Annotated in this window: 21 protein-coding genes and 1 tRNA gene; 10 read left to right on the forward strand and 12 right to left on the reverse strand. The window is 60.9% G+C overall.

The features are described 5' to 3' along the window. Nucleotides 1-116 precede the first annotated feature (116 nt). Both Q5H89_RS19410 and Q5H89_RS19415 read right to left on the reverse strand, forming a co-directional pair. The gene (locus Q5H89_RS19410; protein ID WP_305021008.1) at nt 117-1,046 is read right to left on the reverse strand and encodes a PfkB family carbohydrate kinase; all 930 of its coding nucleotides are present in this window, start codon (nt 1,044-1,046) and stop codon (nt 117-119) included. A gap of 98 nt (nt 1,047-1,144) precedes the next feature. Continuing rightward, a tRNA-His gene (locus Q5H89_RS19415) sits at nt 1,145-1,218 on the reverse strand. Between the two features lie 149 nt (nt 1,219-1,367). Between Q5H89_RS19415 and Q5H89_RS19420 the strand changes: the two genes are divergently transcribed. Next, nucleotides 1,368-2,789, forward strand: coding sequence for a DEAD/DEAH box helicase (locus Q5H89_RS19420; protein WP_305021009.1), 1,422 nt, complete (start codon nt 1,368-1,370; stop codon nt 2,787-2,789). A 23-nt stretch (nt 2,790-2,812) separates the two neighbouring features. On the opposite strand, the gene Q5H89_RS19425 is transcribed toward Q5H89_RS19420, so the two are convergent. The 5 genes from Q5H89_RS19425 to Q5H89_RS19445 form a co-directional block, all read right to left on the reverse strand. Then, nucleotides 2,813-3,136, reverse strand: coding sequence for a hypothetical protein (locus Q5H89_RS19425; protein ID WP_305021010.1), 324 nt, complete (start codon nt 3,134-3,136; stop codon nt 2,813-2,815). A gap of 140 nt (nt 3,137-3,276) precedes the next feature. Further along, on the reverse strand, nt 3,277-4,128 hold the full coding sequence (gene aqpZ, locus Q5H89_RS19430; RefSeq protein ID WP_305021011.1) for an aquaporin Z: 852 nt from the start codon (nt 4,126-4,128) through the stop codon (nt 3,277-3,279). Between the two features lie 147 nt (nt 4,129-4,275). Then, complete coding sequence (locus Q5H89_RS19435) at nt 4,276-4,707, reverse strand: hypothetical protein (protein WP_305021012.1); 432 nt, start codon at nt 4,705-4,707, stop codon at nt 4,276-4,278. A gap of 275 nt (nt 4,708-4,982) precedes the next feature. After that, a complete protein-coding gene (gene upp, locus Q5H89_RS19440) occupies nt 4,983-5,672 on the reverse strand; it encodes a uracil phosphoribosyltransferase (RefSeq protein WP_305021013.1) in 690 nt (229 codons plus the stop codon). Beyond that, a complete protein-coding gene (locus Q5H89_RS19445; RefSeq protein WP_305021014.1) occupies nt 5,657-6,598 on the reverse strand; it encodes a GNAT family N-acetyltransferase in 942 nt (313 codons plus the stop codon). The genes upp and Q5H89_RS19445 overlap by 16 nt, the downstream gene beginning before the upstream one ends. Nucleotides 6,599-6,714: 116 nt before the next feature. On the opposite strand from Q5H89_RS19445, the gene Q5H89_RS19450 reads away from it, so the two are divergent. From Q5H89_RS19450 to Q5H89_RS19480, 7 genes are all read left to right on the forward strand, one after another. Further along, on the forward strand, nt 6,715-8,703 hold the full coding sequence (locus Q5H89_RS19450) for a capsule assembly Wzi family protein (RefSeq protein ID WP_305021015.1): 1,989 nt from the start codon (nt 6,715-6,717) through the stop codon (nt 8,701-8,703). Nucleotides 8,704-8,706: 3 nt separating this feature from the next. Beyond that, the gene (locus Q5H89_RS19455) at nt 8,707-9,057 is read left to right on the forward strand and encodes a hypothetical protein (protein WP_305021016.1); all 351 of its coding nucleotides are present in this window, start codon (nt 8,707-8,709) and stop codon (nt 9,055-9,057) included. A gap of 19 nt (nt 9,058-9,076) precedes the next feature. Further along, on the forward strand, nt 9,077-10,921 hold the full coding sequence (locus tag Q5H89_RS19460) for an ABC transporter ATP-binding protein (RefSeq protein ID WP_305021017.1): 1,845 nt from the start codon (nt 9,077-9,079) through the stop codon (nt 10,919-10,921). A 70-nt stretch (nt 10,922-10,991) separates the two neighbouring features. Beyond that, the gene (locus tag Q5H89_RS19465; RefSeq protein WP_305021018.1) at nt 10,992-11,396 is read left to right on the forward strand and encodes a hypothetical protein; all 405 of its coding nucleotides are present in this window, start codon (nt 10,992-10,994) and stop codon (nt 11,394-11,396) included. Between the two features lie 10 nt (nt 11,397-11,406). Beyond that, on the forward strand, nt 11,407-11,988 hold the full coding sequence (gene lpcA / locus Q5H89_RS19470) for a D-sedoheptulose 7-phosphate isomerase (RefSeq protein ID WP_305021019.1): 582 nt from the start codon (nt 11,407-11,409) through the stop codon (nt 11,986-11,988). A gap of 184 nt (nt 11,989-12,172) precedes the next feature. Continuing rightward, a complete protein-coding gene (locus Q5H89_RS19475; protein ID WP_305021020.1) occupies nt 12,173-13,711 on the forward strand; it encodes a YifB family Mg chelatase-like AAA ATPase in 1,539 nt (512 codons plus the stop codon). 37 nt (nt 13,712-13,748) lie between these two features. Then, entirely contained in the window at nt 13,749-14,780 is a 1,032-nt protein-coding gene (locus tag Q5H89_RS19480; RefSeq protein ID WP_305021138.1) for a quinone-dependent dihydroorotate dehydrogenase, read from the forward strand. On the opposite strand, the gene Q5H89_RS19485 is transcribed toward Q5H89_RS19480, so the two are convergent. Further along, nucleotides 14,762-15,463, reverse strand: coding sequence for a hypothetical protein (locus tag Q5H89_RS19485; RefSeq protein ID WP_305021021.1), 702 nt, complete (start codon nt 15,461-15,463; stop codon nt 14,762-14,764). The two genes, Q5H89_RS19480 and Q5H89_RS19485, sit on opposite strands and share 19 nt — an antisense overlap. Nucleotides 15,464-15,608: 145 nt before the next feature. Further along, nucleotides 15,609-16,712 carry an acyloxyacyl hydrolase gene (locus Q5H89_RS19490; RefSeq protein WP_305021022.1) on the reverse strand — a complete coding sequence of 368 codons (1,104 nt, stop codon included), beginning with the start codon at nt 16,710-16,712 and terminating at the stop codon, nt 15,609-15,611. A gap of 252 nt (nt 16,713-16,964) precedes the next feature. On the opposite strand from Q5H89_RS19490, the gene Q5H89_RS19495 reads away from it, so the two are divergent. Continuing rightward, complete coding sequence (locus Q5H89_RS19495) at nt 16,965-17,660, forward strand: porin family protein (RefSeq protein ID WP_305021023.1); 696 nt, start codon at nt 16,965-16,967, stop codon at nt 17,658-17,660. A 222-nt stretch (nt 17,661-17,882) separates the two neighbouring features. Beyond that, nucleotides 17,883-18,500, forward strand: coding sequence for a porin family protein (locus Q5H89_RS19500; protein ID WP_305021024.1), 618 nt, complete (start codon nt 17,883-17,885; stop codon nt 18,498-18,500). Nucleotides 18,501-18,573: 73 nt separating this feature from the next. Here the strand turns inward: Q5H89_RS19500 and Q5H89_RS19505 are convergent, their stop codons facing one another. The 3 genes from Q5H89_RS19505 to Q5H89_RS19515 form a co-directional block, all read right to left on the reverse strand. Further along, nucleotides 18,574-19,944, reverse strand: coding sequence for a dipeptidase (locus Q5H89_RS19505; protein ID WP_305021025.1), 1,371 nt, complete (start codon nt 19,942-19,944; stop codon nt 18,574-18,576). A gap of 97 nt (nt 19,945-20,041) precedes the next feature. Beyond that, nucleotides 20,042-21,409, reverse strand: a complete 1,368-nt coding sequence (preA, locus tag Q5H89_RS19510; RefSeq protein ID WP_305021026.1) for an NAD-dependent dihydropyrimidine dehydrogenase subunit PreA — start codon at nt 21,407-21,409, stop codon at nt 20,042-20,044. Nucleotides 21,410-21,543: 134 nt separating this feature from the next. Continuing rightward, entirely contained in the window at nt 21,544-22,869 is a 1,326-nt protein-coding gene (locus tag Q5H89_RS19515; protein WP_305021027.1) for an FAD-dependent oxidoreductase, read from the reverse strand. Between the last annotated feature and the right edge of the window lie 8 nt (nt 22,870-22,877).

Raw genomic sequence — 22,877 nt, forward strand, 5'->3', positions numbered from 1 at the left:
GCTGAGCTTGTTGAAGCAGCTTGCTCGCATCGTTAGGTTAAGAACCCTAGCGGGGCGAGTAATCTGCTTCGACAAGCTCAGCATGACGGACGCTTTTTCTGTCTATGTCTTATTTACTAAGCCGTTACGCTCACTGGCTGCACTTTTACCAGTTCTTCAAACTGGGCTTCGCGGGCTTCAATTTCTTCCTGCGTGAGGTTGAGCAGGCGCTCGGTGCCGAATTTCTCGACGCAGAAAGAGGCCATGGCCGAGCCATGGACAACGGCGCGCTTGAGGTTCTCGAACGAGCAGTCGTCGGTAGCGGCGATGTGGCCGATGAAGCCGCCCGCGAAGGTGTCGCCGGCGCCAGTGGGGTCAAATACTTCTTCCAGCGGCAGAGCCGGGGCGAAGAACACCTTGTTTTTGTGAAACAGCAGCGCGCCGTGCTCACCCTTCTTGATAATCAAAAACTTAGGCCCTAGCGCCAGAATTTTGCGGGCGGCCTTCACCAGCGAGTACTCGCCCGAAAGCTGGCGCGCCTCCTCGTCGTTGATGCTGAGCACGTCTACCATTTCGATGGTGGCGAGCAGCTCGTCGGGCGCCGAGTCCATCCAGAAGTTCATCGTGTCGAGCACAATGAGCTTGGGCCGGTTCACGAGGCGCTGCACCACAAGGCGCTGCACCTGCGGGGCCAGGTTGCCCAGCATCAGGTACTTACAGGTTTGGTAATTGTCGGGAATAATGGGGTCGAACGAGCCGAGCACGTTAAGCTCGGTGGTGATGGTTTCGCGCGAGTTGAGGTCCTTGTTGTACTTGCCCGACCAGAAAAACGACTTTTCGTCGGGCTTGATTTGCAGGCCTTCGGTGTTCACACCGTGGTTTTCCAGAATCTGGATGTCGGACTGCGGAAAGTCGCCGCCCACCACAGCCACCAGATTAATCGGCTTGGTCGAGTACGAAGCCGAGAGGCTGATATAGGTAGCCGCGCCACCGATAATTTTATCGGTTTTGCCGAAGGGAGTTTCCAGGGCGTCGAAGGCCACGGAGCCGATAACGAGCAGACTCATCGCGAGTAATTAGGGTAAAAAGAAAAGAGGCGTTTGGAGACGCAACTATGCAAATAACAAAAAAAGTCCCCGGATTCGCATCCGGGGACTTTCCTGCGGGTAAATAATGGGGCTCGAACCCACGACCTTCGGAATCACAATCCGACGCTCTAACCAGCTGAGCTATATCTACCGTGTGGTGGTTTGTGGGTGCAAAGATACGCGGAGGATTGTTTTTTGCAAGATTTTCGGGCAAAAAATCATCTGCGTGGGCTAGCCCGGCGCGGGGTGCGCAAACTGCCCGGCGCGCCCCGCGCAGCAAAATTGCCCGACCTTTGTAGGATGGATACCCCCGCCGCCTTCACCGACTTCAAGCTTAACAAGCAATTACTCACCGCCGTAGCCGAAGCTGGCTTCACCGAGCCCACACCGGTGCAGGTGCAGACCATTCCGCTGCTGCTGGCCGGGCACGACGTGCTGGGCATTGCCCAAACCGGCACCGGCAAAACGGCCGCCTTCGGCCTGCCGCTGCTTATGAAGGTGAAATATGCGCAGGGCGAGCACCCGCGCGCCCTCATTCTGGCGCCCACCCGCGAGCTGGCCATTCAGCTCGAAAAGCACCTCAAAGCGCTGGCCACTTATACCGATTTGCGCATTTACGCCATCTACGGCGGGCTAGGGCCCAAAACGCAGATTGAGACGATAAAGGCGGGGCTCGACATTCTGATTGCCACGCCGGGCCGCCTGATGGAGATTTACCTGAAGGGCGACCTGGTGCTGAAAAACCTGACCACGCTGGTGCTCGACGAGGCCGATAAGATGATGGACATGGGCTTCATGCCCCAGATTCGGCGCATCCTGGAAATTATTCCGCGCAAGCGCCAGAACGTGCTGTTTTCGGCCACGATGCCCGAGCGGGTCACGATTTTGAGCGAGGAGTTTCTGGAGTTTCCGGTGCGCGTGGAGGTGACGCCGCCCGCCCAAACGGCCCAAACCGTAACCCAGCGCCTGTACGAAGTGCCCAACCTGGCCACCAAAATCAACCTGCTAGAGCACTTGCTGCACCACGAGGCCGAGCAAATGACCCGTGTTATGCTGTTTGCCCGCACCAAGGAAAACGCCGATGAGGTAGCCCGCTTTCTGCAGCGCAAGGCGCCCGTGGGTGAGGTGCGCGTGATACACGGCAACAAGGGCCAGAACGCCCGCCTCAACAGCATGGACGCCTTTAAGGAAGGCAACGTGCGCTACCTGGTGGCTACCGACGTGGCGGCCAGGGGCATTGACGTGCCGCAGGTGAGCCACGTTATCAACTTCGACGTGCCGCTGATTTACGACGACTATGTGCACCGCATTGGGCGCACGGGCCGGGCGCGGCACACGGGCGAGGCCATCACCTTTGCCAACCCCGCCGAGCGCCAGCACATCGAGCGTATTGAGGAGATGATTCGGCAGGAAATTCCACTGCTGCCCATTCCGGAGGAAGTTGAAATCACGAATACGCCCTTTATCGAAGGCCAGCAGCACGCCCGCGTGCTGGATGAGCAGCGCCGCCGCGACGACCCCGATTTTAAGGGCTCCTTCCACGAAAAGAAGGAGTGGATAAAGCCCGGCGTCACCATCGATAAGCGCACCGGCAAGCCTTTTGAGGAGGGCAAGCACCACAAAAAGAGCCAGAAAGGCAACAAGAAGAACCCGGGTAAGAAAGGCGCTTCGGCCCCGGCCATGAAGGCTATTAATGCCCGGCCGCGCCGGCGCAGCAGCTAGTAGCCAGCTGCTGACTAGCGGTGTTACCTTTTCAAACTGGTGATTTTAATGTGCTGTCCTCCGCACGTATTGGCCAGCGTTATATAATCTACCTGCACGTAGAGCGGAAATTTTTCGGTGGAACTGATACCTAGCCCGGCACTATTGTCAATAAGCTTAAACTCGCCGGCGAAAGGCTGCGGCTTGCCCGTAAAGGTTATCATCAGGCCACCGCAGCAGGCGCACATACGTGGGTCGTAGCCCGTGATGATGGCGTTCGCGGCTAGCTCATCCGTCTTTTTACAGGACCCCGCTAGCAGCAGCAGGCCCCCTAGTACGCTTACTAGTGGTAGTCGTAGTGCTTTCATAAGAGACAGGCATTTTAGCGATGATTCTTCTGGCAGCGCCAGGGTTGCATATTGACTGACAGAATATTACCTAAAAAAACCCCTCCGCAAAGCAAGGAATACTTGCTTTGCGGAGGGGTTCTTGCTTCTTAGGCACGCGCCTACAGGGGTGGGGCTGGGCTGTTGGCCGTTACCTCGCCAATAGTGGTGGTAGCTCGGCCAATGGCCTGCGCCGAGGCCGCTACGGCTTCGGTACCCTCGCTGCCCGTGAGCCACTGGTATGACACCCCGGCCAGGGCCGCCCCTAGCAGCGGCGCCACCCAAAACAGCCACACCTGCTGCAAGGCCACGCCACCCAAAATAAGCGCCGGCCCCAGCGAGCGCGCCGGGTTTACGGAGGTGTTGGTGACCGGAATACTAAGCAAGTGAATGAGTGTGAGGCCCAGCCCAATGGCAAGGGGACCGAAGCCTTTGGCCGCCCGCGTATCGGTAGCGCCCAGGATGATGTAGAGGAAAATCATCGTGAGCAGCGTTTCGGTCACGAAGCAGGCGAGCAGCGAGTAGCCGCCCGGCGAGGCCGTGCCGTAGCCATTGGCCGCCAGGCCATTGACTGCCGCATTGTAGGCCGGATTGCCAGAGGCAATGACGTAGAGCACGCCGGCGCCGGCCAGCCCGCCCAATACCTGCGCTACCCAATACGGCAACAGGTTGCGGCCCGAAAAGCGCCCGCTCAACCACAGCCCCAGGCTCACGGCCGGGTTGAAGTGGCCGCCCGAGATATGCCCGAAGGCAAACGCCATAGTGAGCACCGTGAGGCCAAAAGCCAGCGACACCCCTAGCAGGCCAATACCAACTTTGGGAAAGCCAGCCGCCAGCACGGCGCTGCCGCAGCCGCCCAGCACCAGCCAGAAGGTGCCCACAAACTCGACGGCCAGCCGGCGCGACACGGCCGCCTGCACGGGGGCCGGCTCTACCAGCAGCGTTGTTACAAGCGGAGAAGAAGAAGTACTCATACAGGTGGGAAAAGGAAATGAAAAAGCCCCGCAGCTCCGCGCTGCTGAGCAGGGCGAAACCGCGGGGCTTATACGGGGCGCTGGCTTTTTAGACGAAGCTTTTAGCTGATTTAGTGTTTTTTACTTACTGGGTTTCCGGGCACCTTATTAATGGTGCAGCAGGTGCCCGAGGCGGGCGCTGGCCAGGGTGAGCACGCCGCCCCACAGCACGGCGCTCCAGAGCATGTGCAGCAAGATGCGCTGGCGCGGCACCCCTAGCAGCGTGGCAATGACAGTGCCGCCGATGGGCGAAAGCAAAACAGGCGTCAGAAACGCAATGCCACCCATACCAAACCGCTTGAATACCTTGATGATATTGCGCGAGCGCTTGGAAAACACTGGTGCCCGGCGCAGTCGGCGCTGCTGCTGCCGGTGGCGCACCCAGGCCCGGCCCACGCCCGAAATAATGAAAACGCTCGTCATCATGCCAGCCACGGTGAGGACCAGCGTGGGCCAAAAGCCCAGGCCCATGCTGCTGCCCGCTAGTGGGCCGCCCAAAAATTTTACGGTGCTGAGCAGAAAAACAGAAGCAAGCTTCATGGCAAAGTGTAACACTAATACAGGAATAACAATAAAATAGCAACCCAACCTGTGTGTTTAAACAGGTATGGCAGCAAAAATAGACAATTTCCGGTATCAGTTTACGCGCTAGGCCTTGAAATTTATGTTATGTGTTTTACGCTGCTGTTTTCGTGCCAGCTTTGGTGGCTGCCACTAACTGACTACGGGCCGCCGAAACATGGCCGGGCCGGGCACAGCTAGTCTCCTGCTGATGAAGGTACAACAGCTAGTGGCAAATGCCCCCGGCTACAGTCCTAAATTTTACTACCAAAAGCCAAATCGCCAGCGTCGCCTAAACCCGGCACTATGTAAGCCTGCTCATTGAGCTTGTCATCAACGGCGGCTACCCATAGTGTGGCTTCCGGAATTTCGCGCATCACGTAGGCCACGCCCTCGGGCGAGGCGATAACGGCCGCAATGTGCACCTGGCGTGGCGTGCCAAAGCGCAGCATGGCCCGGTAGGTTTGCACGAGGCTTTTGCCGGTGGCCAGCATGGGGTCGGCCAGGATGAGCACGCGCTCATCGAGGCGCGGGGCGGTGAGGTAATCGAGCTGCACCTGCACCTGAGCCGTGCCCTCGATGCGGTAGGCGGCGGCGAAGGCGCTGGGGCTCTGGTCGAAATAATTCAGAAACCCCTGGTGAAACGGCAGGCCGGCGCGCAGCACGGTGGCCAGCACCGGAAAATCGCGCAGCAGCTGGCTGGCGGCCTCGCCTAGCGGCGTTTTTACGGCCTGCGGCGTGTAGCTAAGCTGGGCGCTGATGCGGCAGGCAATAATTTCGCCCAGGCGCTGCAGGTTGCGCCGAAAGCGCAGGCTGTCTTTCTGGATGTCCACATCGCGCAGCTCGGCCAGGAAATGGTTGGCAATGCTGGGCTCGGCGCACACCACGTGCAGGCGGTCGGCGGGCAGGGCCGGCGTGTCGGAAGAAGTCAGGGGCGCATCCATGCGGGAAACCAGGGGCTAGAAGTAAACGTGAGGACCGGGTAGCTTACGGGCCGCGCCCCAAAATTGGCGAAGAAACGCCCAATGGCCGGCAGGCTGCCGCCCTCAAAGTCGAACACCTGGCCCGGCTGTCCGGCGTGGCGGGCGATGGCCTCGTCGAGCAGCAGCAGCGGGGCGCCCGCCGCCCGCCCCGCCGCCGAGGCTGCCGCAAACAAATAAATAAGCCCGCCCGCGTGGCGCACAAACAGCGCCCCGGCCAGCAGCTCGCCGGTGGCAGGGTGGCGCACCTGCCGCAGCTCGGCTAGCCCCTGGGCGGCGGCCACCAGGCGCGGCAGCACCGCGTAGTGGCGCGGGTGCAGGCCGGTGTGCTCGGGGCCGCGGTAGGCCAGAAACAGGGAAATCAGCTCGTGCAGGTCGGGGCCCGGCGTCACGCGCAGGGGCGTGGCTAGCCCGGCATTACGGCGCAGGCGGCGGCGGTAGTCGGGGGCGTAGCCTGCCCGCAGGGCCTCGGCGCCAGGGCTCAGGTCGAGGTGGTAGGTCAGGCGCTCGGCGGCGGTGAAGCCCGGCGGCAGCGGGGGCAGCGGCGCGGCGGCGGGTGGCAATTGCTGGTAAAACCGGGCGCAGTGCCGGGCCGCCACGGCCAGGTAAGCGGCTAGGTCGCGCTGCTGGCTCTCAGGTGTGAGCACCAGGCCTAGCTGCTGGGTGAAGAGCGGCTGGTAGGCCACCCGGCCCCCAGGGCGCCACTTGGTGGGCAGGGGCAGCAGCGAGCGGTACTCGCCGGCCGGGCCCAGCTCCACCACGGCAGCCCAGCGGCGGGCGGTGGCGGCCAGCCACCACGCCTGCACGTAGGGCGGCGCGCCGGGGCTAGCGGCCACGCAGGCCGCCCAGCGGGCAAGGTCGAGGGCACGGAAACGGAGCAGGCGCAGCACGGCAGGCAAGCGGCCCGGGCAGTGGGCCGGGGCCAAAGGTCGGGGCGAAAAGCCGGGGCCGCGCCGGCCGACGTAAATTTGCCTGGCCTGCCCCCTTTCGGGTAGTTTTTTGGTTGATGAAATACTACCTGTCTTCGCTTCTCTTTGCGTTGGCTGGGCCCCTGGCGGCCCAGACGACCCCGCCCGCCGGCGCGCCCACGCCCAACTCGGCCAACTGGTACATCTTCAACCAGCCGTTGCCCGCTACGCCGCAGGGCGACAAGCCGGTGAAAGACGCCAAACCGCTGAATTCGGAACAGCCGCTGCGGGAGCAAACTGCAGGTGCCACGCCCGCGCCGGTGGTGCGGGAGGCAGCCCCGCGCCCGGCACTGGCCCCTAGCCCCCGCCCTACCCCGGTGGCCAGCCCCGGCCGCATAGTGCACGCGCCTTACCAGGGGCCGCTCTACGTGCCGCTCGACCCCAATACCTACCGGCTCATCGACCGCTACGCCATCAAGTACGGGCCCGACTCGCTGCAGGACCCGCACACCAGCGCCCGGCCCTACACCCGCTCGGCCGCCGCGCACCTGGGCGAGCGCCTGCTGGCTAGCCCGGCCGGGCTCTCGGCCGCCGACCAGTTTAATGCGCAGTACTTAGCCAAGGATAACTGGATGTTTTCGCCCCTCGGCGACAGCCTCAACCAGAGCCAGCGGCCGTTTCTGAACTATCTCTACCGCAACCAGACGGACCTCTACGACGTCCAGACCAAGGATTTTGCCTTTCGGCTAAACCCTGTGCTGTTGCTGCAAGCTGGCAAAGACGGTGGCGAAAACAGCCGCGACGGCCTGCGCTACGTGAACACGCGCGGCGTGGCTTTCGAAGGCCTCATTGACCAGCGGCTGGGCTTCTACGGCTTTCTCACCGACAACCAGGAGGCCGTGCCGGGCTGGGTGTACCAGCGCGGCCTGCGCGACAATGGCCTCGTGCCGGTGGCGCCCCACGAGGGCTACACCAAGTATTTCAAGGACAAGGTTGACCAGTACGACTTCTTCACGGCGCGGGGCGGCATCACGTATGCAGCTACCAAGCACATCAATGTGCAGTTTGCCCACGACCGCAATTTTATTGGCAACGGCTACCGCTCGCTCATCCTCTCGGATTACAGTGCGCCGTATTTCTTTCTGAAGCTGAATACGCGGGTCTGGAAGTTCAACTACCAGAACATCTTTGCCGAGCTGAATGCCCGGCGCAGCATCTCGGGCCTCGATTCGCTCTTTCCTAAAAAGTACCTGGCGCTGCACCACCTGAGCCTGGACGTGACCAATAACTTCAACATCGGCGTGTTCGAGTCGGAAGTGTCGGGCGGGCCGGGGCGCGGGCTGGAATTGCAGTACCTGAACCCGGTTATTTTTTACCGCGCCATCGAGCAGCAAGTGGGCTCGACGGATAACGCCCTGCTAGGCCTCGACTTTAAGTGGAATATCAAGCACCGCGCCCAGCTCTACGGCCAGCTGGTGCTCGATGAGTTTAAGCTGAGCGAAATTCTGGCCGGTAATGGCTGGTGGGCCAATAAGCAGGCTTTCCAGCTAGGGGGTAAATTGCTGGATGTGGCCGGCGTATCGAACCTCGATTTGCAGATGGAAGTCAACTACATCCGGCCCTTCACCTACCAGCACGAAAACGAGTACACCAACTACCAGAACTATCAGCAGCCGCTAGCCCACCCCATGGGCGCCAACCTCACGGAGGTGCTCGGCGTGCTCAGCTACCAGCCGCTGCCCCGCCTGAGCCTCGTGGCCAAGGCCTTTTACACGGTGCAGGGTGTGGATGCGCTGGCTACTTCGCCCATTGGTTTCAATAATAACGGGGGCAACGTGCTGCTCTCTTACAACACGCGGGCGATGGACTACGGCTACCGCGTGGGCAACGGCGACAAAAACCGCCTGCTGCACTTCGACCTCACGGGTACTTATCAGCCCAAGCTGAATCTGTTTGTGGATGCCACCCTCATTGCCCGCAACCAGAAGCTGGACCAGCCCACCTACTATGGCGCCGTGTCGGGCACCGAGGTCTACGCCTCGCTGGCCCTGCGCTGGAACATTGCCCAGCGCCTGCACGAGTTTTAAGCCATGCCCGCCACTACGTTTTTATATCGCCCCGTCAATCAGCAGGAGCTGGACTTGATTGCGGCCAGCGGCTGGCGGGCTTTTCCGCCGCGCCTGCCCGAGCAGCCCATTTTTTATCCGGTGCTGAATGAAGACTACGCCGTGCAAATTAGCCGCGACTGGAATGTGCCCTACTACGGTGTGGGCCACGTGGTGCGCTTTGCCGTCGATAGCGACTACCTGGCCCAATTTGCGGTGCAAAATGTGGGCGATGCTCAGCATAATGAGCTGTGGGTGCCCGCCGAGCAGCTAGCGGAGTTCAACCAGCACATTGTGGGCCCGATTGAAGTAACGGCTACCTTCCGGCGTTCTTAGCTGGTAGCCTCTCCCATCTATGAAGACTTACCTCCGCCTGCTGAGCTTTTCGCGGCCCTACGCCGATTTTGTGCCGCTGTATGCACTGTACGCCACGCTAGGCATCTTTTTCGGCATCGCTAACTTTACGCTGGTTATTCCGCTGCTCAACGTGCTCTTCGGTACCACCGGCACGCACACGGCCGAGGCGCCCGCCGTGCTGCCCTCCTTCTCGCTCTCAATTGACTACATCAAGGGCACGTTCAACTTCTACTTTGCCCAGATGCTGGCCGAGCACGGCAAGCAGGGCACGCTGGCTTTTGTGTGCGGGCTGCTCATCGGGTCGGTTTTTTTGAGCAACCTGTTTCGTTACCTCGGCGGGCGGCTGCTGGCCAGGGTGCGGGCGCGGGTGGTGCGCAACGTGCGCGGCTCGCTCTTCGGACGCATTACGGAGCTGGAGCTGGGCTACTTTTCGAATGAGCGCAAGGGCGACCTCATCTCGCGCCTCACCAACGACGTGCAGGAAATCGAGATTTCGGTGGTGAACACCCTCACGGCCGTGTTCAAGGAGCCCGCCAACATCATCGGCATTTTCGTGCTGCTGTTCTCGATGTCGGCCAAGCTCACGCTGTTTTCGCTGGTGCTGCTGCCCATTTCGGGCGGCATTATCGCCAGCGTATCGAAGCGCCTGCGCCGCCACGCCACCATCAGCCAAACCACGCTGGGGGCCATGCTCTCGGTGATTGAGGAAACGCTAGGGGGTATGCGCGTGGTGAAGGCTTTCAACGCCCGCCCCTACGTGGTGGAGAAATTTGAGTACCAGAACGACCTGTACGCCCGCACCACGCAGGCCATCGACAACACCCGCGACCTGGCCTCGCCGTTCTCGGAGTTTGCGGGCGTTACGGTGGTAGCGGGGCTGCTGTACTACGGCGGCTCGCTGGTGCTGGGCGGGCAGGCCGAGTTGTCGGCTTCGGCGTTTATCACCTACATCATCCTGTTTTCGCAGATTCTGACGCCGGCCAAAAACCTGTCGGGCGCTTTCAGCAACATCCAGCGCGGGCTGGTGGCGGGCGGCCGGGTACTGGGCATCATCGACACCGAATCGACGATTCGCGACCGGCCCGATGCTACTATACTACCGGCTTTCAACGAGCAGGTAGAGCTGCGCGACGTGAGCTTTCACTACGGCGACGTGCCGGTGCTCTTCGACCTGAACCTGACCGTAAAAAAAGGCCAGACGGTGGCGCTGGTGGGCCCCAGCGGCGGCGGCAAAAGCACCATCGCCGACCTACTGCCGCGCTTCTACGACCCTAGCGCGGGCCAGGTGCTCATCGACGGCCACGACGTGCGCGACTGCACCCTGCACTCGGTGCGCGCCCAGATGGGCATTGTCACGCAGGAGAGCATTCTCTTCAACGACACAATTTACAACAACATCAAATTCAACACCGAAGCTACCGAAGCCGAGGTGATAGAAGCCGCCAAAACGGCTAACGCCCACGACTTTATTATGGCCAGCCCCGACGGCTACCAAACTACCATCGGCGACCGGGGCGGGCGCCTGAGCGGCGGGCAGCGCCAGCGCCTGAGCATTGCCAGGGCCATCCTGCGCAACCCGCCCATCCTCATCCTCGACGAAGCCACCTCGGCCCTCGATACTGAGAGCGAGAAGCTGGTGCAGGAAGCCCTCACGCGCCTCATGGCCTCGCGCACCTCGCTCGTTATCGCGCACCGCCTCAGCACGGTGCGCCACGCCGACGAGATTATCGTGCTTCAGCACGGCCGCATTGTGGAGCGCGGCACCCACGACGAATTGCTGGCCCGCGAAGGGGGGCTGTACCAGCGCCTGAGCCAGCTGCAAACCAACGCGGCCTTGGTCTAAACGTAAGCAAGCTGGCAGGCCGTGTGGTTTTGCTTAATTTTCGCGTTTTACCCCTCTCCGCCCTCCCACCATGCTTTTTCTAAAACGCATCGTCACCGTGCTAGCCCTGGTTTACCTGCTGCTGGCCCTGCTCATCTTGTTTTTTCCGTTTGTGCGCAGCTCCACGGTCGGTATTTTCAGCGTCTACAGCCTGCCCATGGAAATTAACATGCTGCTGGGCTTTACCTGGGCCAGCGTCTTTATTATGGGGCTGCTGCTTGTGTTTGAGAACCTCGACAGCGGCCTGCTTCGCCGCAGTGCTTCCAAGCAGGAGCAGAAAATCAACGAGTTGAAGGCACAGCTTTTCGACACGCAGAAGGCCCTGGCGGCCGCCCCCACCATGCACTCCTCGCCGCCCGGCATCTCGTCGGCCCCGGGCGCCACGGCCTACCCGCCTACTTATAACACGCCGCCCACTACCCCGCCCACCTACTAGTTTTTTCTGCTTGCACCTCCCCGACCTCATCCGCACGGAGCTTACCGAAGCCCGCTCCGTACTCGACCAGTTTCTGGCCGACCCAGCCAACCTCGACCGCATTGCCCAGGCGGCCGAGGTGTTTGCCGCTAGCCTCACCAGTGGCGGCAAAGCCCTCACCTGCGGCAACGGCGGCAGCCTCTGCGACGCCCAGCATTTTGCCGAGGAGCTAAGCGGCCGCTACCGCCAGGACCGCCGCGCCCTGGCCGCCATTGCCCTCACCGAAGCCTCGCACATGACCTGCGTAGCCAATGACTTCGGCTTTGAGTTCGTGTTCAGCCGCTTCGTAGAAGCGCTGGGCCGGCCCGGCGATGTGCTGCTGGCCATCAGCACGAGCGGCAACTCGCCCAATATTTTGCGCGCCGCCGAAGCCGCCCGTGCCGCTGGCCTGAAAGTGGTGAGCCTTACCGGCAAAGACGGTGGCCAGCTGGCTAGCCTCAGCGATGTCGAAATCCGGGTGCCGCACTTCGGCTACGCCGACCGCATCCAGGAAGTGCACATCAAGGTCATTCATATCCTGATTATGCTGATTGAGAAGCTGGTAATCGGCTAAGAAAACTCCGGTATAGCGTTTTGATAAACAACGTCATGCCGAACAAAGGAAAGCACCTTATCCGTGTCACTAGGCTACCACCCTAGCGGCATGGGTAAGGTGCTTTCCTTTGTTCGGCATGACGTTGTTTGTTTAGGTGTACTTTAGCGTTCCTTTGCCAGAATAAAGTATTATACCAACACAGATGCTAACCAAGACCTACGGCTCGGCCGTGCAGGGTGTCAATGCTTATACCATTACGATTGAAGTAGTTGTGACGGCCGGGACGAATTTTTACGTGGTTGGCCTCCCCGATAACGCTATTAAGGAAAGCCAGCAGCGCATCGAGTCGGCCCTGAAGCTGCGCGGCTACCGCATGCCGCGCACCAAAGTGGTGGTGAACATGGCGCCTGCCGATATCCGCAAGGAAGGCGCGGCCTACGACCTGCCCATCGCGCTAGGCATCCTGCACGCTTCGCAGCAGCTGAATACCGAGACGCTAGGCGACTACGTAATAATGGGCGAGCTATCGCTCGACGGTGCGCTACGGCCCATCAAGGGCGTGCTGCCGATTGCCATTCAGGCCCGCAAGGAGGGTTTTAAGGGCATCATTTTGCCCAAGGAGAACGCTCAGGAAGCCGCCATTGTCAACAACCTCGACGTGATTCCGGTGGCCACGATGCAGCAGGCTATCGACTTCTTCGAGGGCCGCGAAAGCATTGAGCCCGTGCGCATTGACACGCGCGATATTTTTCAGCACACTGCCAACCAATACGCCGCCGACTTTGCCGACGTGCAGGGCCAGGAGAACATCAAGCGGGCGCTGGAAATAGCGGCGGCCGGCGGTCACAACGTCATCATGATAGGCCCGCCCGGCGCCGGCAAAACCATGCTAGCCAAGCGCTTGCCCACCATTTTGCCGCCGCTCAACATGCAGGAGGCGCTCGAAACTACCAAGATTCATTCGGTGGCCGGCAAGCTGGGCACCGGCCAGGGCCTGCTGAGCCAGCGGCCGTTTCGGGCACCGCACCATACCATTTCGGACGTGGCGCTGGTGGGCGGCGGCGGCAACCCGCAGCCGGGCGAAATCTCGCTTTCGCACAACGGCGTGCTGTTTTTGGATGAGCTGCCCGAGTTTAAGCGCACCGTGCTGGAGGTGATGCGCCAGCCGCTGGAGGAGCGCCGCGTGACCATTTCGCGGGCCAAGGTGAGCATCGATTTTCCGGCCAATTTTATGCTCATTGCCAGCATGAACCCTTGTCCGTGTGGCTATTACAACCACCCCGACAAGGAGTGCGTGTGCGGCCCCGGCGTGGTGCAGAAGTACCTCAACAAGGTGAGCGGCCCGCTGCTCGACCGCATTGACCTGCACGTGGAGGTAACGCCCGTCACCTTCGACCAGATGACCGAGACGCGCAAGGCCGAAACCAGCCACGACATTCAGCAGCGCGTGGAGCGAGCCCTGGAAGTACAAAGTAAGCGCTTTGCCGAACAGGCTGATATTCATTCCAATGCCATGATGCCATCGCAAATGGTGAAGGACATTTGTGAGATAAGCGCAGATGGCCGCAACCTGCTCAAAACGGCCATGGAGCGGCTAGGCCTCAGCGCCCGCGCCTACGACCGCATCCTGAAAGTGGCCCGCACCATTGCCGACCTGGCCGGCACCGACGAGATTCAGATTCAGCACCTGGCCGAGGCTATTCAGTACCGCTCGCTCGACCGCGAAGGCTGGGCGGGGTAACTTTGCCCGGCTTTTGAGCGCTAGCGAAGCCTTCCCGATGTATAAATCCATTGTCAAGCCCTTGCTGTTTCAGCTCGATGCCGAGCGGACGCACCATCTCATTTTCAACAACTTGAAGCGGGCTAGCCGCGTGCCGGGCACGGCCGCGCTGCTGCGCAGCCTCTACGACTACCAGCACCCTAGCCTGCGGCGCGAGGTATTTGGGCTAACCTTCGCCAACCCCGTGGGGCTGGCGGCGGGCTTCGACAAGAACGCGGTGCTTACCGATGAGTTGGCCAGCCTGGGCTTCGGGTTTGTGGAAATCGGGACGGTGACGCCCCGGCCGCAGCCCGGCAACCCGCAGCCGCGCCTGTTTCGGCTGCCGCAGGATGGGGCGCTCATCAACCGCATGGGCTTTAACAACGACGGGGCGGCGGCCGTGGCGGCCCGCTTGCGGCAGCGTACCAACCGGCAGCTCATCATCGGCGGCAACATCGGGAAGAACAAGGACACGCCCAATGAGCGCGCCGCCGACGACTACGTGGCCGCCTTCAAGGCCCTGGCCGAGGTGGTCGATTACTTCGTGGTCAATGTTAGCTCGCCCAATACGCCGGGCCTGCGCGAATTGCAGGATAAAAAGCCGCTTATCAGCCTCTTGCAGCAGGTGCAGGCGCACAACCTGGCCCGCCCCACGCCGCGCCCGCTGCTACTCAAAATTGCGCCCGACCTCACCGACGCGCAGCTCGACGACATTCTGGAAATAGCCCAAGAAACCAAGCTGAGCGGGCTGGTGGCTACCAACACGACCATCGGCCGCGGTGGGCTAGCCACCCCGGCGGCCACCGTGGCGGCCTACGGCGCGGGCGGCCTGAGTGGCCGGCCGCTACGGGCACGGGCCACCGAAGTCATTGCCTACCTGCACCGCCGCAGCCAGGGCGGGCTGCCCATTATCGGGGCGGGCGGCATTCACTCGGCCCAGGATGCGCTCGAAAAGCTGGCGGCCGGCGCCAGCCTGGTGCAGCTGTACACCGGCTTTATTTATGAAGGGCCGGGGCTGGTGAAGCAAATAAATCAGGCCATAGTGGGCTGAATGTGAACCTCTACCACCTCGGCGGGGCGCTGGCCCTGGACAAAGCGTGCCTTATAGCGGCGGCTCACCCATACGAGCGGCGGCACCATCACGAGGGTAGGCCACAGGAAATTCCAGGGCCAGGGAATGAAATGCAGGCTGGTGGCCGAAAACGCCGACACCGCTGCAATGTAGGCGCCCACAAAGCCCGACATATGGTTGAGCAGCCACTGCCCGGCCGGCCACGGCCCGCGTCGCCGGAAGCCGGCTAGCTGCCGGCCGGTTAGCGCCACGCCTATCAACCCAAATACTACTGAGGGTATCACCTTGTTAAGCAAGCCATAAACGAGCGTGCCGCTGAAAATGAGCAGCCCGGCCGTTACCAGCAGCCAGTCGGCCGGCGCCGGGCGGGCCCCGGCATCGCGGCCCACGCCCAGGTGCTTCTGGTAGAGCGCACGGTAGCCAAACACCGCCAGGTATAAGCTAAAAATTCCCGTCAGCAACAGAAATGTCAGCCCTTTAAAGCTGGCGTTGAAAATGGCCGTGCTGCCCGCCACTACCATGGCCCAAAAAAACACCTGGCCCCAGCGCCGGTGGGCTAGCCCCCCTTTGCGCACGGCCAGCGCCACCGGCGCCACAAAAAAACCGATAAACCCCGCCGCAATGTGCAGGTAGCGCGAGTAGTGCAGCAAGGTAGAGAGCATAGCCGACCCGAAGCACCGGAAGGTAGACGGGCTTCGCGACGTAAATGTGGCGTGGCCAAGCCATTGTGCACCCTGAAAAATTGCCCAACCGGCCCGACGCGAGGCCGAAACGCTGTTTGCCCCCGCCCAGGCGTAGTGGGCCGGGCTACAGCTTTACGCCTACTTTAAACTCGATAACGTCGGCCGTGGCGCGGTGCACTTTCAGGTCGATGGCGCCGAAGAGCAGGTTGGTGGCCTGGTATTTCAGCCCGATGCGCTCGTAGTAGATGGGGTTCGACTGGTAGGGGTTGTAGAAATAGAGCCCCAGGTGCGTAACTAGGGCTAGCCGCCCAAACAGCAGTTCATGGCCCACAAAGGCGCTAGCCTTCTTTACATCGGGCAGGTGCTCCTGGCTGCGGGCCGTATCGCGCAGCACCGCCAGCAGCGAGCGGTCGTAGAAGCCCTCCACGCCTACCAGCAGGTTGCTTTTGCGGTTGAGGCGGCGGCCCACGGCCACGGTAGCCGAGTTGACGAGGTAGTGCGTGGGGTCGCCGCCACTGCGCTGCTTGTACCCCAGGCTTGTGCTGATATTCAAGAAGTTGTGGCCGATATCAGTGGGGGCAGGCTCGGGCGCGCCGCTGGCCGGGCCCAGCCGCCACTGGTGGTAGTTGACGCCCACTTGCAGCGTGGGCAGGTTGATGCCGAAATTGGGCTTGGCCGTGCCGCCGTTGGAGTAGTGGTTGAGCGCCAGGGCTAGCAGCAGGCCCAGGTGGTCGGTGAGGGCCACATCGTACTCCAGCCGCATTTGCAGCGTGGCATTCAGCGCCGAGCTTACAAAGGTGTTCTTGCGGTTGGTATACAGGTCGTAGTGGTTGGGGAAATACGCTAGCCCCGTGCCCAGCCGAAAGCTCAGGTCGTGGCGCGCCGTGCGCACAATGGGCTTGCTCAGGTACACCGAGGCGGCGTAGCTCTGGCCCAGTAGGGGGTTGCGGTAGTCGTAGTACACCAGCGCCAGGCCCACCTTAGGGTATTTATACCAACCGTGCCAGGGGGCGGCCCCGGTAGTTTGGCGCTGCACGTTCAGCTCGAACCCCGTGGGGTGCGAGGCTACCAGGTGGCTGACTGGCGCCGTGTGGTTGATAATAATGCCGCCCTGGGCATACAAACCAAAAATAAATGGGCCGGGCGGCGCGGTCATTTTTGCCGAATCGGCGGCGCCCAGCGCCTGGGCACCGGCAGGCAGCGGCCCAGTGCAATAGCTCAGCAGCACGCCGCTAAGTAGATAATACCTAATGCACTGCAAACTTTGGCCAAACCAAGACATCACACAACAAACAAACTTATTTCAAAGCTACTCCTACTGGCAAGCTCTTTCGAAGCGGACTGAAAAAAAACCAAAATATGCTCAGAATGTAACCCCCGGCCCGCACCGGCAAGTATAAGGCGCATTCCCGGTCACGCAAGCTTCTTAAATTATTCTATCCTACAACCCGGCCCGGGACTATTAACCAATTTTTCAGTCATGAAAAAAGTACTTCTTTCCCTTGGTCTTCTCGCCGGCTTTGCCGGTGCTGCTAACGCGCAGAGCGGCGTGGTAAAATATGGTATCAAAGGCGGTTTTAGCCTAAGCTCGTACACGGGCGGTGGCAGCACTGGCACCAACACCGGCTTCAAGCCGGGCTTCACGGCCGGCGTGCTCGTAAACTATGGCCTCTCCGATATGACTTCGCTCCAAATTGAGGGCCTGTACTCGCAGAAAGGTGCTTACCTCGATCAGGTAAACTATACGGTAGCCTCTACCCAATATAATGGCTATGCTTACCGCTCGACGCTTTCGTACATCGACGTGCCGGTACTATTTAAAGTAAACACCGGCGAAGCTGGCAAGGGCTTGTTTTTTGAGCTTGGCCCGCAGGCTAGCTTCGCCCTGGGCGACCGCGAGTTTTTCCGCCCCCAGGGTGGCAAGGCTGGCGACCCGAGCGAGATAACAGTGTATAACAGCCGCGACCGGATGGTGCCGGTAGGTATTGGCTACGTAGGCGGCATCGGCTACCAGATTACGAGCGGCTTTGGCCTGGGCGTGCGCTACACCGGCGATTTTTCGAACGTGTATAAGGATGGGTTTGGCGTTGGCAGCGCACCGCTGCAAGGCACCAACAACTTCCACAACGGCGTATTCCAGTTCCAGGTGCACTACCTGTTTGGTGGCAAGAGCTAAGCTAAATGCTTAAATTATCACTGCAAAAAAGCCAGCCTCTATTCAGAGGCTGGCTTTTTTGTACCCATTTACTGCTTGAAAGCAATTTTTGCTTTGGCAGCCAAGTCACTCATTTGCTTTGGCTTAAAGTTGCCAGCCCTGTCGCAGCCAAGTTTTGAGGAGCCCGCCGCTCCAGTAGGCAGCGTAGCTTTGCCTGGCTCACCATTTCGTCATCTTAATTTTATGAGAAAAACCATCCTACTGCTAGCCCTCGGGCTAGGTGTAAGCACGGCGGCCCAGGCGCAGTACCGGGGGCGCGGCGGCAACGTCTCGCTGGGCATCAAGGCGGGTGCTTCGCTCACCAACTTTGTGGGCGACGATGCCAACGCTTTTCTCGGCCGCAATGTAGACTATCGCTTTGGCTTCCAAGCGGGTGTATTTGCCAACATTGGGTTTGCCAAGCTATTCGCTTTCCAGCCCGAGCTGCTTTATTCGCAGAAAGGCGCCAAGCTTAAGGATGCCGATGCCGGCCTACGCCTTCACTACATCGACGTGCCGCTCGCCTTCCACGTCAACACCGACGGCTTTTTCTTCGAGGCGGGCCCACAGGTAGGCTTTCTGGTAGGGGCCAAAAGTGAGGTTGGCAGCGCCTCGCTAGACGTAAAAAGCGTTTATAAAGCAGTTGACTTTGGCTACCTGGCCGGGCTGGGCTACCAGCTCAAGCATGGCCTGGGCGTGGGCCTGCGCTACAACGGCGCTTTCACGAACGCGCCCGACTCGTACCCGGTTGGCAGCCTCACGGTGCAGCCGCGCGCGCGCAACAGCGCCTTCCAGCTCTACGCCACCTACTCCTTCAACTAGGCCCCGGCGCCGCTGCCAAGGCAAAAAGCCCGGCCTCCTGCGCAGGAAGCCGGGCTTTTTCTTGAAATGCGGGCTAGTGGGCCGCCGCGTATTCCTTGTAAAACTCCGGAATGGTTTCGATGCCCTTCAGAAAATTGAAAACCCCAAAGTGCTCATTGGGCGAGTGGATGGCATCGCTGTCGAGCCCGAAGCCAAGCAGCACCGAATCGAGCCCCAGCTCATTCTTAAACATGGCCACAATCGGAATGGAGCCGCCGCCGCGCGTGGGCACCGGCTTTTTGCCAAAGGTGGTTTCGAGAGCCTTAGCGGCGGCGCGGTAGGCGGCCGAGTTGGTGGGCGTTACGACGGGCTCGCCACCGTGGTGGGGCGTCACCTTCACCGTAATGCCGGCCGGCGCGATGCTTTCGAAGTGCTTCTGAAACAGCGCCGTAATCTCGTCGCTGGTTTGGTGCGGCACCAAGCGCATCGAGATTTTGGCGTAGGCCTTGCTGGCAATTACCGTCTTGGCGCCCTCCCCGATGTAGCCCCCCCAGATGCCGTTCACGTCGAGCGTGGGCCGGATGCTGGTGCGCTCGGGCGTAGAGTAGCCGGCCTCGCCCACGGCGGCGGGCAGGCCAATGCTCTGCTTAAACTCTTCCTCCGAGAACGGCGCCTGGGCCATTTCGGCGCGCTCCCCGGCGCTCAGCTCGTCCACGCTGTCGTAGAAACCGGGAATCGTGATGTGCCGATTTTCATCGTGCAGGCTGCTAATCATGTCGCAGAGCGCATTGATGGGGTTCATCACGGCGCCGCCGTAGAGGCCCGAGTGCAGGTCGCGGTTGGGGCCCGTCACTTCCACCTCGTGGTAGCTGAGGCCGCGCAGGCCCACCTCAATGCTCGGCACATCGTTGGCCAGAATGCCAGTGTCGGAGATGAGAATAACGTCGGCTTGCAGCTTCTCCTTGTTCTCTCTCACAAAGATGGCCAGGTTGTTAGAGCCCACTTCTTCCTCGCCCTCAAACATGAACTTGATGTTGCAGGGCGCCTCGGCGCCGCCGTCGCGCAGCATCATTTCCAGGGCCTTCACGTGCATGTACACCTGGCCTTTGTCGTCGCAGGCACCCCGGGCGTAGATTTTCTCATCCTTGATAACCGGCTCAAAGGGCGGCGAGGTCCACAGCTCGTAGGGGTCGGCGGGCTGCACGTCGTAGTGGCCATACACGAGCACGGTGGGGCGGTCGGGGCCAGCCATGTATTCGCCGTACACGATGGGGTTGCCAGCCGTGGGGCAGATTTCAACGCTAGTAGCGCCGGCTTCTTCGAGCCTGGCTTTCAGGTAGTCAGCGGCCCGCAGCACGTCGCCGTGAAATTTGGGGTCGGCCGAGACTGACGGGATGCGGAGCCAGTCAATCAGCTCTTCGAGAAAGCGATTCTGGTGTTGGGTGAGGTAAGCAGGTGCTGGCATAAGAGGAAAAGAATAAATGGTAGGACAAAAGTAGGCCGCTGGAAACAAGCCTGACGCGACTTCCCCCCAGCGGCCCAGCTTAAACTACCATTCACCCCTAGCCTACGCCCAGTGCCCGGGCCTTGCCGGGCAGCGTTTTATGGCGCTCCTTGCTCAGCGCGGCGGCCGGCTCGGGCACCCAGTGGTGGCGCCCGCCGGCCTTTTCGTCGTTGAATTCGGTCGGAATGTTACCCGCCTCCGTGCGTTCCTTCCAGGTGAGGTGCTGGGTGCCATCGTCGCGGCGGTCCATCGTAATGCACTCATCTACCGGGCATACCAATGAGCACAGGTTGCAGCCCACGCAGTTTTCCTCGATGATGGCGGGCGTGCGGGTGCCGGCCTGCAGCCGGATGGCCTGGTGCGCGCCATCCTCACAGGCCGTGTAGCAGAGCTGGCAGCCGATGCACTTTTCTTCGTGAATGTGGGCCTTCACCTGGTACTTCATGTTGAGGTCTTCCCAGTGCCGCACGTTGGGCAATGCCTTGCCCACGAAGTCGTAGATGGTGTTGAAATTTTTCTCCACCATGTACTGCTCCAGCCCGCTCACCATCTCGCGAATGATACCGAAGCCGAAGTGCATGGCGGCCGTGCACACCTGCACCGAGCTGGCTCCCAGCAGGATATGCTCCACCGCATCGCGCCAGTTCTCGATGCCTCCAATGCCCGAGATGGGCAGGCGCACGTCGGGGTGCTGGGCGCAGTTTTTCACCATGTTGAGGGCGATGGGCTTCACGGCCGGGCCGCAGTAGCCACCGTTAGTGCCCTGGCCATCCACTATCGGGTAGGGCGAAAACTGGTCTAAATCAACGCCAACAATACTTTGGATGGTGTTTATCAACGAAATAGCATCGGCCCCGGCGCGTCGCGCGGCCTGCGCTGGCTCGGTAATATCAGAGATATTGGGCGTGAGCTTCACGATAACGGGCTTTTGGGCCACCTCCATCACCCACTCCACTATCATTTGCAGGATTTTGGGCTCCTGCCCCACTGCCGAGCCCATGCCGCGCTCGCACATGCCGTGTGGGCAGCCGAAGTTCAGCTCGAAGCCATCGGCACCTGCGTCCTGGCTTTGGCGCACAATGTCGTGCCATTCCTGCCGGCTCTGCACCATGAGCGAGGCAATAACGGCGTGGTCGGGAAAGCGCTTTTTGACCTCCGAGATTTCGCGCAGATTATCAGCCAGGGGCCGGTCCGAAATCAGCTCGATGTTGTTGAAGCCCACCAGCCGCTTGTCGCGGTAATTGACGCCGCCGTAGCGGCTCGACACGTTGATGACGGGCACGCCGAGCGTTTTCCACACCGCGCCGCCCCAACCTGCGTCGAAGGCTTTCATTACCTGGTAGCCCGAGTTGGTGGGCGGCGCCGAGGCTAGCCAGAAGGGGTTGGGCGACTTGATGCCGGCGAAGTTTATGGAGAGGTCGGGCATATTTTCTAGTTATAAAAGGCCGTCATGCTGAGCCTGCCGAAGCATCTTGCTCGCACCACTAAGGTTACTATCCCGACGTTGCGAGCAAGATGCTTCGGCAGGCTCAGCATGACAAGCGCATTTCTTATCTCAATTTATTCCTTGCTCAAAAAGGCGTGGATACCCCTAGCCGCCACCTTTGCTTCGGCGGCGGCGTTCACCACTTCAGCCCCTCCGTTGCGGGCATCGCCGGAGGTGAAGTACTGCGGGTTAGTGGTCTGACCCACGGCGTCGGCTACGATGCGGCCGCGGTTATCCAGCTCCAGACCCGGAATGTGGTGCAGAAAATGGGTTTGCTTGGCCTGGCCGGTGGCTTTAATAACCATGTCGCAGGGCTGCGTGAACTCGGTACCGGGCACTTCCTGCACCCGGCCTTCGACCACGGTGGTGCGGATGAAGCGCACGCCGCTTACGTAGTCGTCGCCCACTATTTCAAGCGGGGCAACATTAAATAAACCCTTCACGCCCACGCCTTTGGCCAGGTCGTACTCAAACTCGTAGGCGCCCATCTCCGCTTTGCCGCGCCGGTAGGCCAGCAGCACCGTTTCGGCCCCGAGCCGCGCCGATTCGGAAGCGGCGTCCATGGCGGTGTTGCCGCCGCCCAGCACAATTACCGTGCGGCCAACCTGCATTTCGGCCTGGCGCTGGCGCAGCTCTTCAATAAATTCGACGGCACCCACGCAGTTGATTTTGTCTTCACCGGGCAAGCCTAGCCCGGTGGTTTTGCCCAGCCCGATACCCAGGAAAATGGCATCGTACTCGGCTTCGAGCTTCGCTAGGTCGGCGCGGCCGGCGATGGGCGCGTGGTAGCGCACCTCATAGCCAAACTGCCCTTGTAAATAGGCCATCTCGGCCAGGGCCTCCTCGTTGGTGATTTTGTAGGGCGCCACGCCGTACACCGTCAGGCCCGAGGGCTGGGCCTTGGCCTCAAAAACCGTGACTTCGTACCCTAGCGCCCGCAGCTCGCAGGCGGCCGAAATGCCGGCCGGGCCGGCGCCGATTACGGCTACGCGCTTGCCATTGGCCGGACCGGGGCTGAAGAGCTTTTTATTCTCGGCAATGGCCTGGGTAGTGGCGTAGCTTTGCAAGCGGCCAATTTCTATCGGCTTCACCTTCTGCAAGTTGTACACGCAGGCCCCTTCGCAAAGTACCTCCGTAGGGCACACTTTACCGCAGGCGTTGCCGAAGTAATTAGCCTCGTAAATAGTGCGGGCCGACCCCGTCACGTTGCCCGAGTTTATCTGCCGGATAAACTGCGGAATATCGATGCCCGACGGGCACGCCTGAATGCACGGCGCATCGAAACAAAACAAGCAGCGCGAGCTTTCATACAGCGCCTCCGTGCGGTTCATGTTGGGCTTGAGCTGCGCGAAGTTTTCGGCAAATTCCTGGGCGGTGGTGGGGGTAGAAAATTCGGCCATCTGGTTCG

The organism is Hymenobacter cheonanensis (assembly GCF_030581075.1).
GTDB lineage: Bacteria > Bacteroidota > Bacteroidia > Cytophagales > Hymenobacteraceae > Hymenobacter.

What these genes read in the sequence shown, in the direction of transcription:
- Q5H89_RS19410 (WP_305021008.1), bottom strand. Translation starts at nt 1,046, where the DNA reads ATGAGTCTGCTCGTTATCGGCTCCGTGGCCTTCGACGCCCTGGAAACT.
- Q5H89_RS19420 (WP_305021009.1), top strand. Translation starts at nt 1,368, where the DNA reads ATGGATACCCCCGCCGCCTTCACCGACTTCAAGCTTAACAAGCAATTA.
- Q5H89_RS19425 (WP_305021010.1), bottom strand. Translation starts at nt 3,136, where the DNA reads ATGAAAGCACTACGACTACCACTAGTAAGCGTACTAGGGGGCCTGCTG.
- aqpZ (WP_305021011.1), bottom strand. Translation starts at nt 4,128, where the DNA reads ATGAGTACTTCTTCTTCTCCGCTTGTAACAACGCTGCTGGTAGAGCCG.
- Q5H89_RS19435 (WP_305021012.1), bottom strand. Translation starts at nt 4,707, where the DNA reads ATGAAGCTTGCTTCTGTTTTTCTGCTCAGCACCGTAAAATTTTTGGGC.
- upp (WP_305021013.1), bottom strand. Translation starts at nt 5,672, where the DNA reads ATGGATGCGCCCCTGACTTCTTCCGACACGCCGGCCCTGCCCGCCGAC.
- Q5H89_RS19450 (WP_305021015.1), top strand. Translation starts at nt 6,715, where the DNA reads ATGAAATACTACCTGTCTTCGCTTCTCTTTGCGTTGGCTGGGCCCCTG.
- Q5H89_RS19455 (WP_305021016.1), top strand. Translation starts at nt 8,707, where the DNA reads ATGCCCGCCACTACGTTTTTATATCGCCCCGTCAATCAGCAGGAGCTG.
- Q5H89_RS19460 (WP_305021017.1), top strand. Translation starts at nt 9,077, where the DNA reads ATGAAGACTTACCTCCGCCTGCTGAGCTTTTCGCGGCCCTACGCCGAT.
- Q5H89_RS19465 (WP_305021018.1), top strand. Translation starts at nt 10,992, where the DNA reads ATGCTTTTTCTAAAACGCATCGTCACCGTGCTAGCCCTGGTTTACCTG.
- Q5H89_RS19475 (WP_305021020.1), top strand. Translation starts at nt 12,173, where the DNA reads ATGCTAACCAAGACCTACGGCTCGGCCGTGCAGGGTGTCAATGCTTAT.
- Q5H89_RS19480 (WP_305021138.1), top strand. Translation starts at nt 13,749, where the DNA reads ATGTATAAATCCATTGTCAAGCCCTTGCTGTTTCAGCTCGATGCCGAG.
- Q5H89_RS19485 (WP_305021021.1), bottom strand. Translation starts at nt 15,463, where the DNA reads ATGCTCTCTACCTTGCTGCACTACTCGCGCTACCTGCACATTGCGGCG.
- Q5H89_RS19495 (WP_305021023.1), top strand. Translation starts at nt 16,965, where the DNA reads ATGAAAAAAGTACTTCTTTCCCTTGGTCTTCTCGCCGGCTTTGCCGGT.
- Q5H89_RS19500 (WP_305021024.1), top strand. Translation starts at nt 17,883, where the DNA reads ATGAGAAAAACCATCCTACTGCTAGCCCTCGGGCTAGGTGTAAGCACG.
- Q5H89_RS19505 (WP_305021025.1), bottom strand. Translation starts at nt 19,944, where the DNA reads ATGCCAGCACCTGCTTACCTCACCCAACACCAGAATCGCTTTCTCGAA.
- preA (WP_305021026.1), bottom strand. Translation starts at nt 21,409, where the DNA reads ATGCCCGACCTCTCCATAAACTTCGCCGGCATCAAGTCGCCCAACCCC.
- Q5H89_RS19515 (WP_305021027.1), bottom strand. Translation starts at nt 22,869, where the DNA reads ATGGCCGAATTTTCTACCCCCACCACCGCCCAGGAATTTGCCGAAAAC.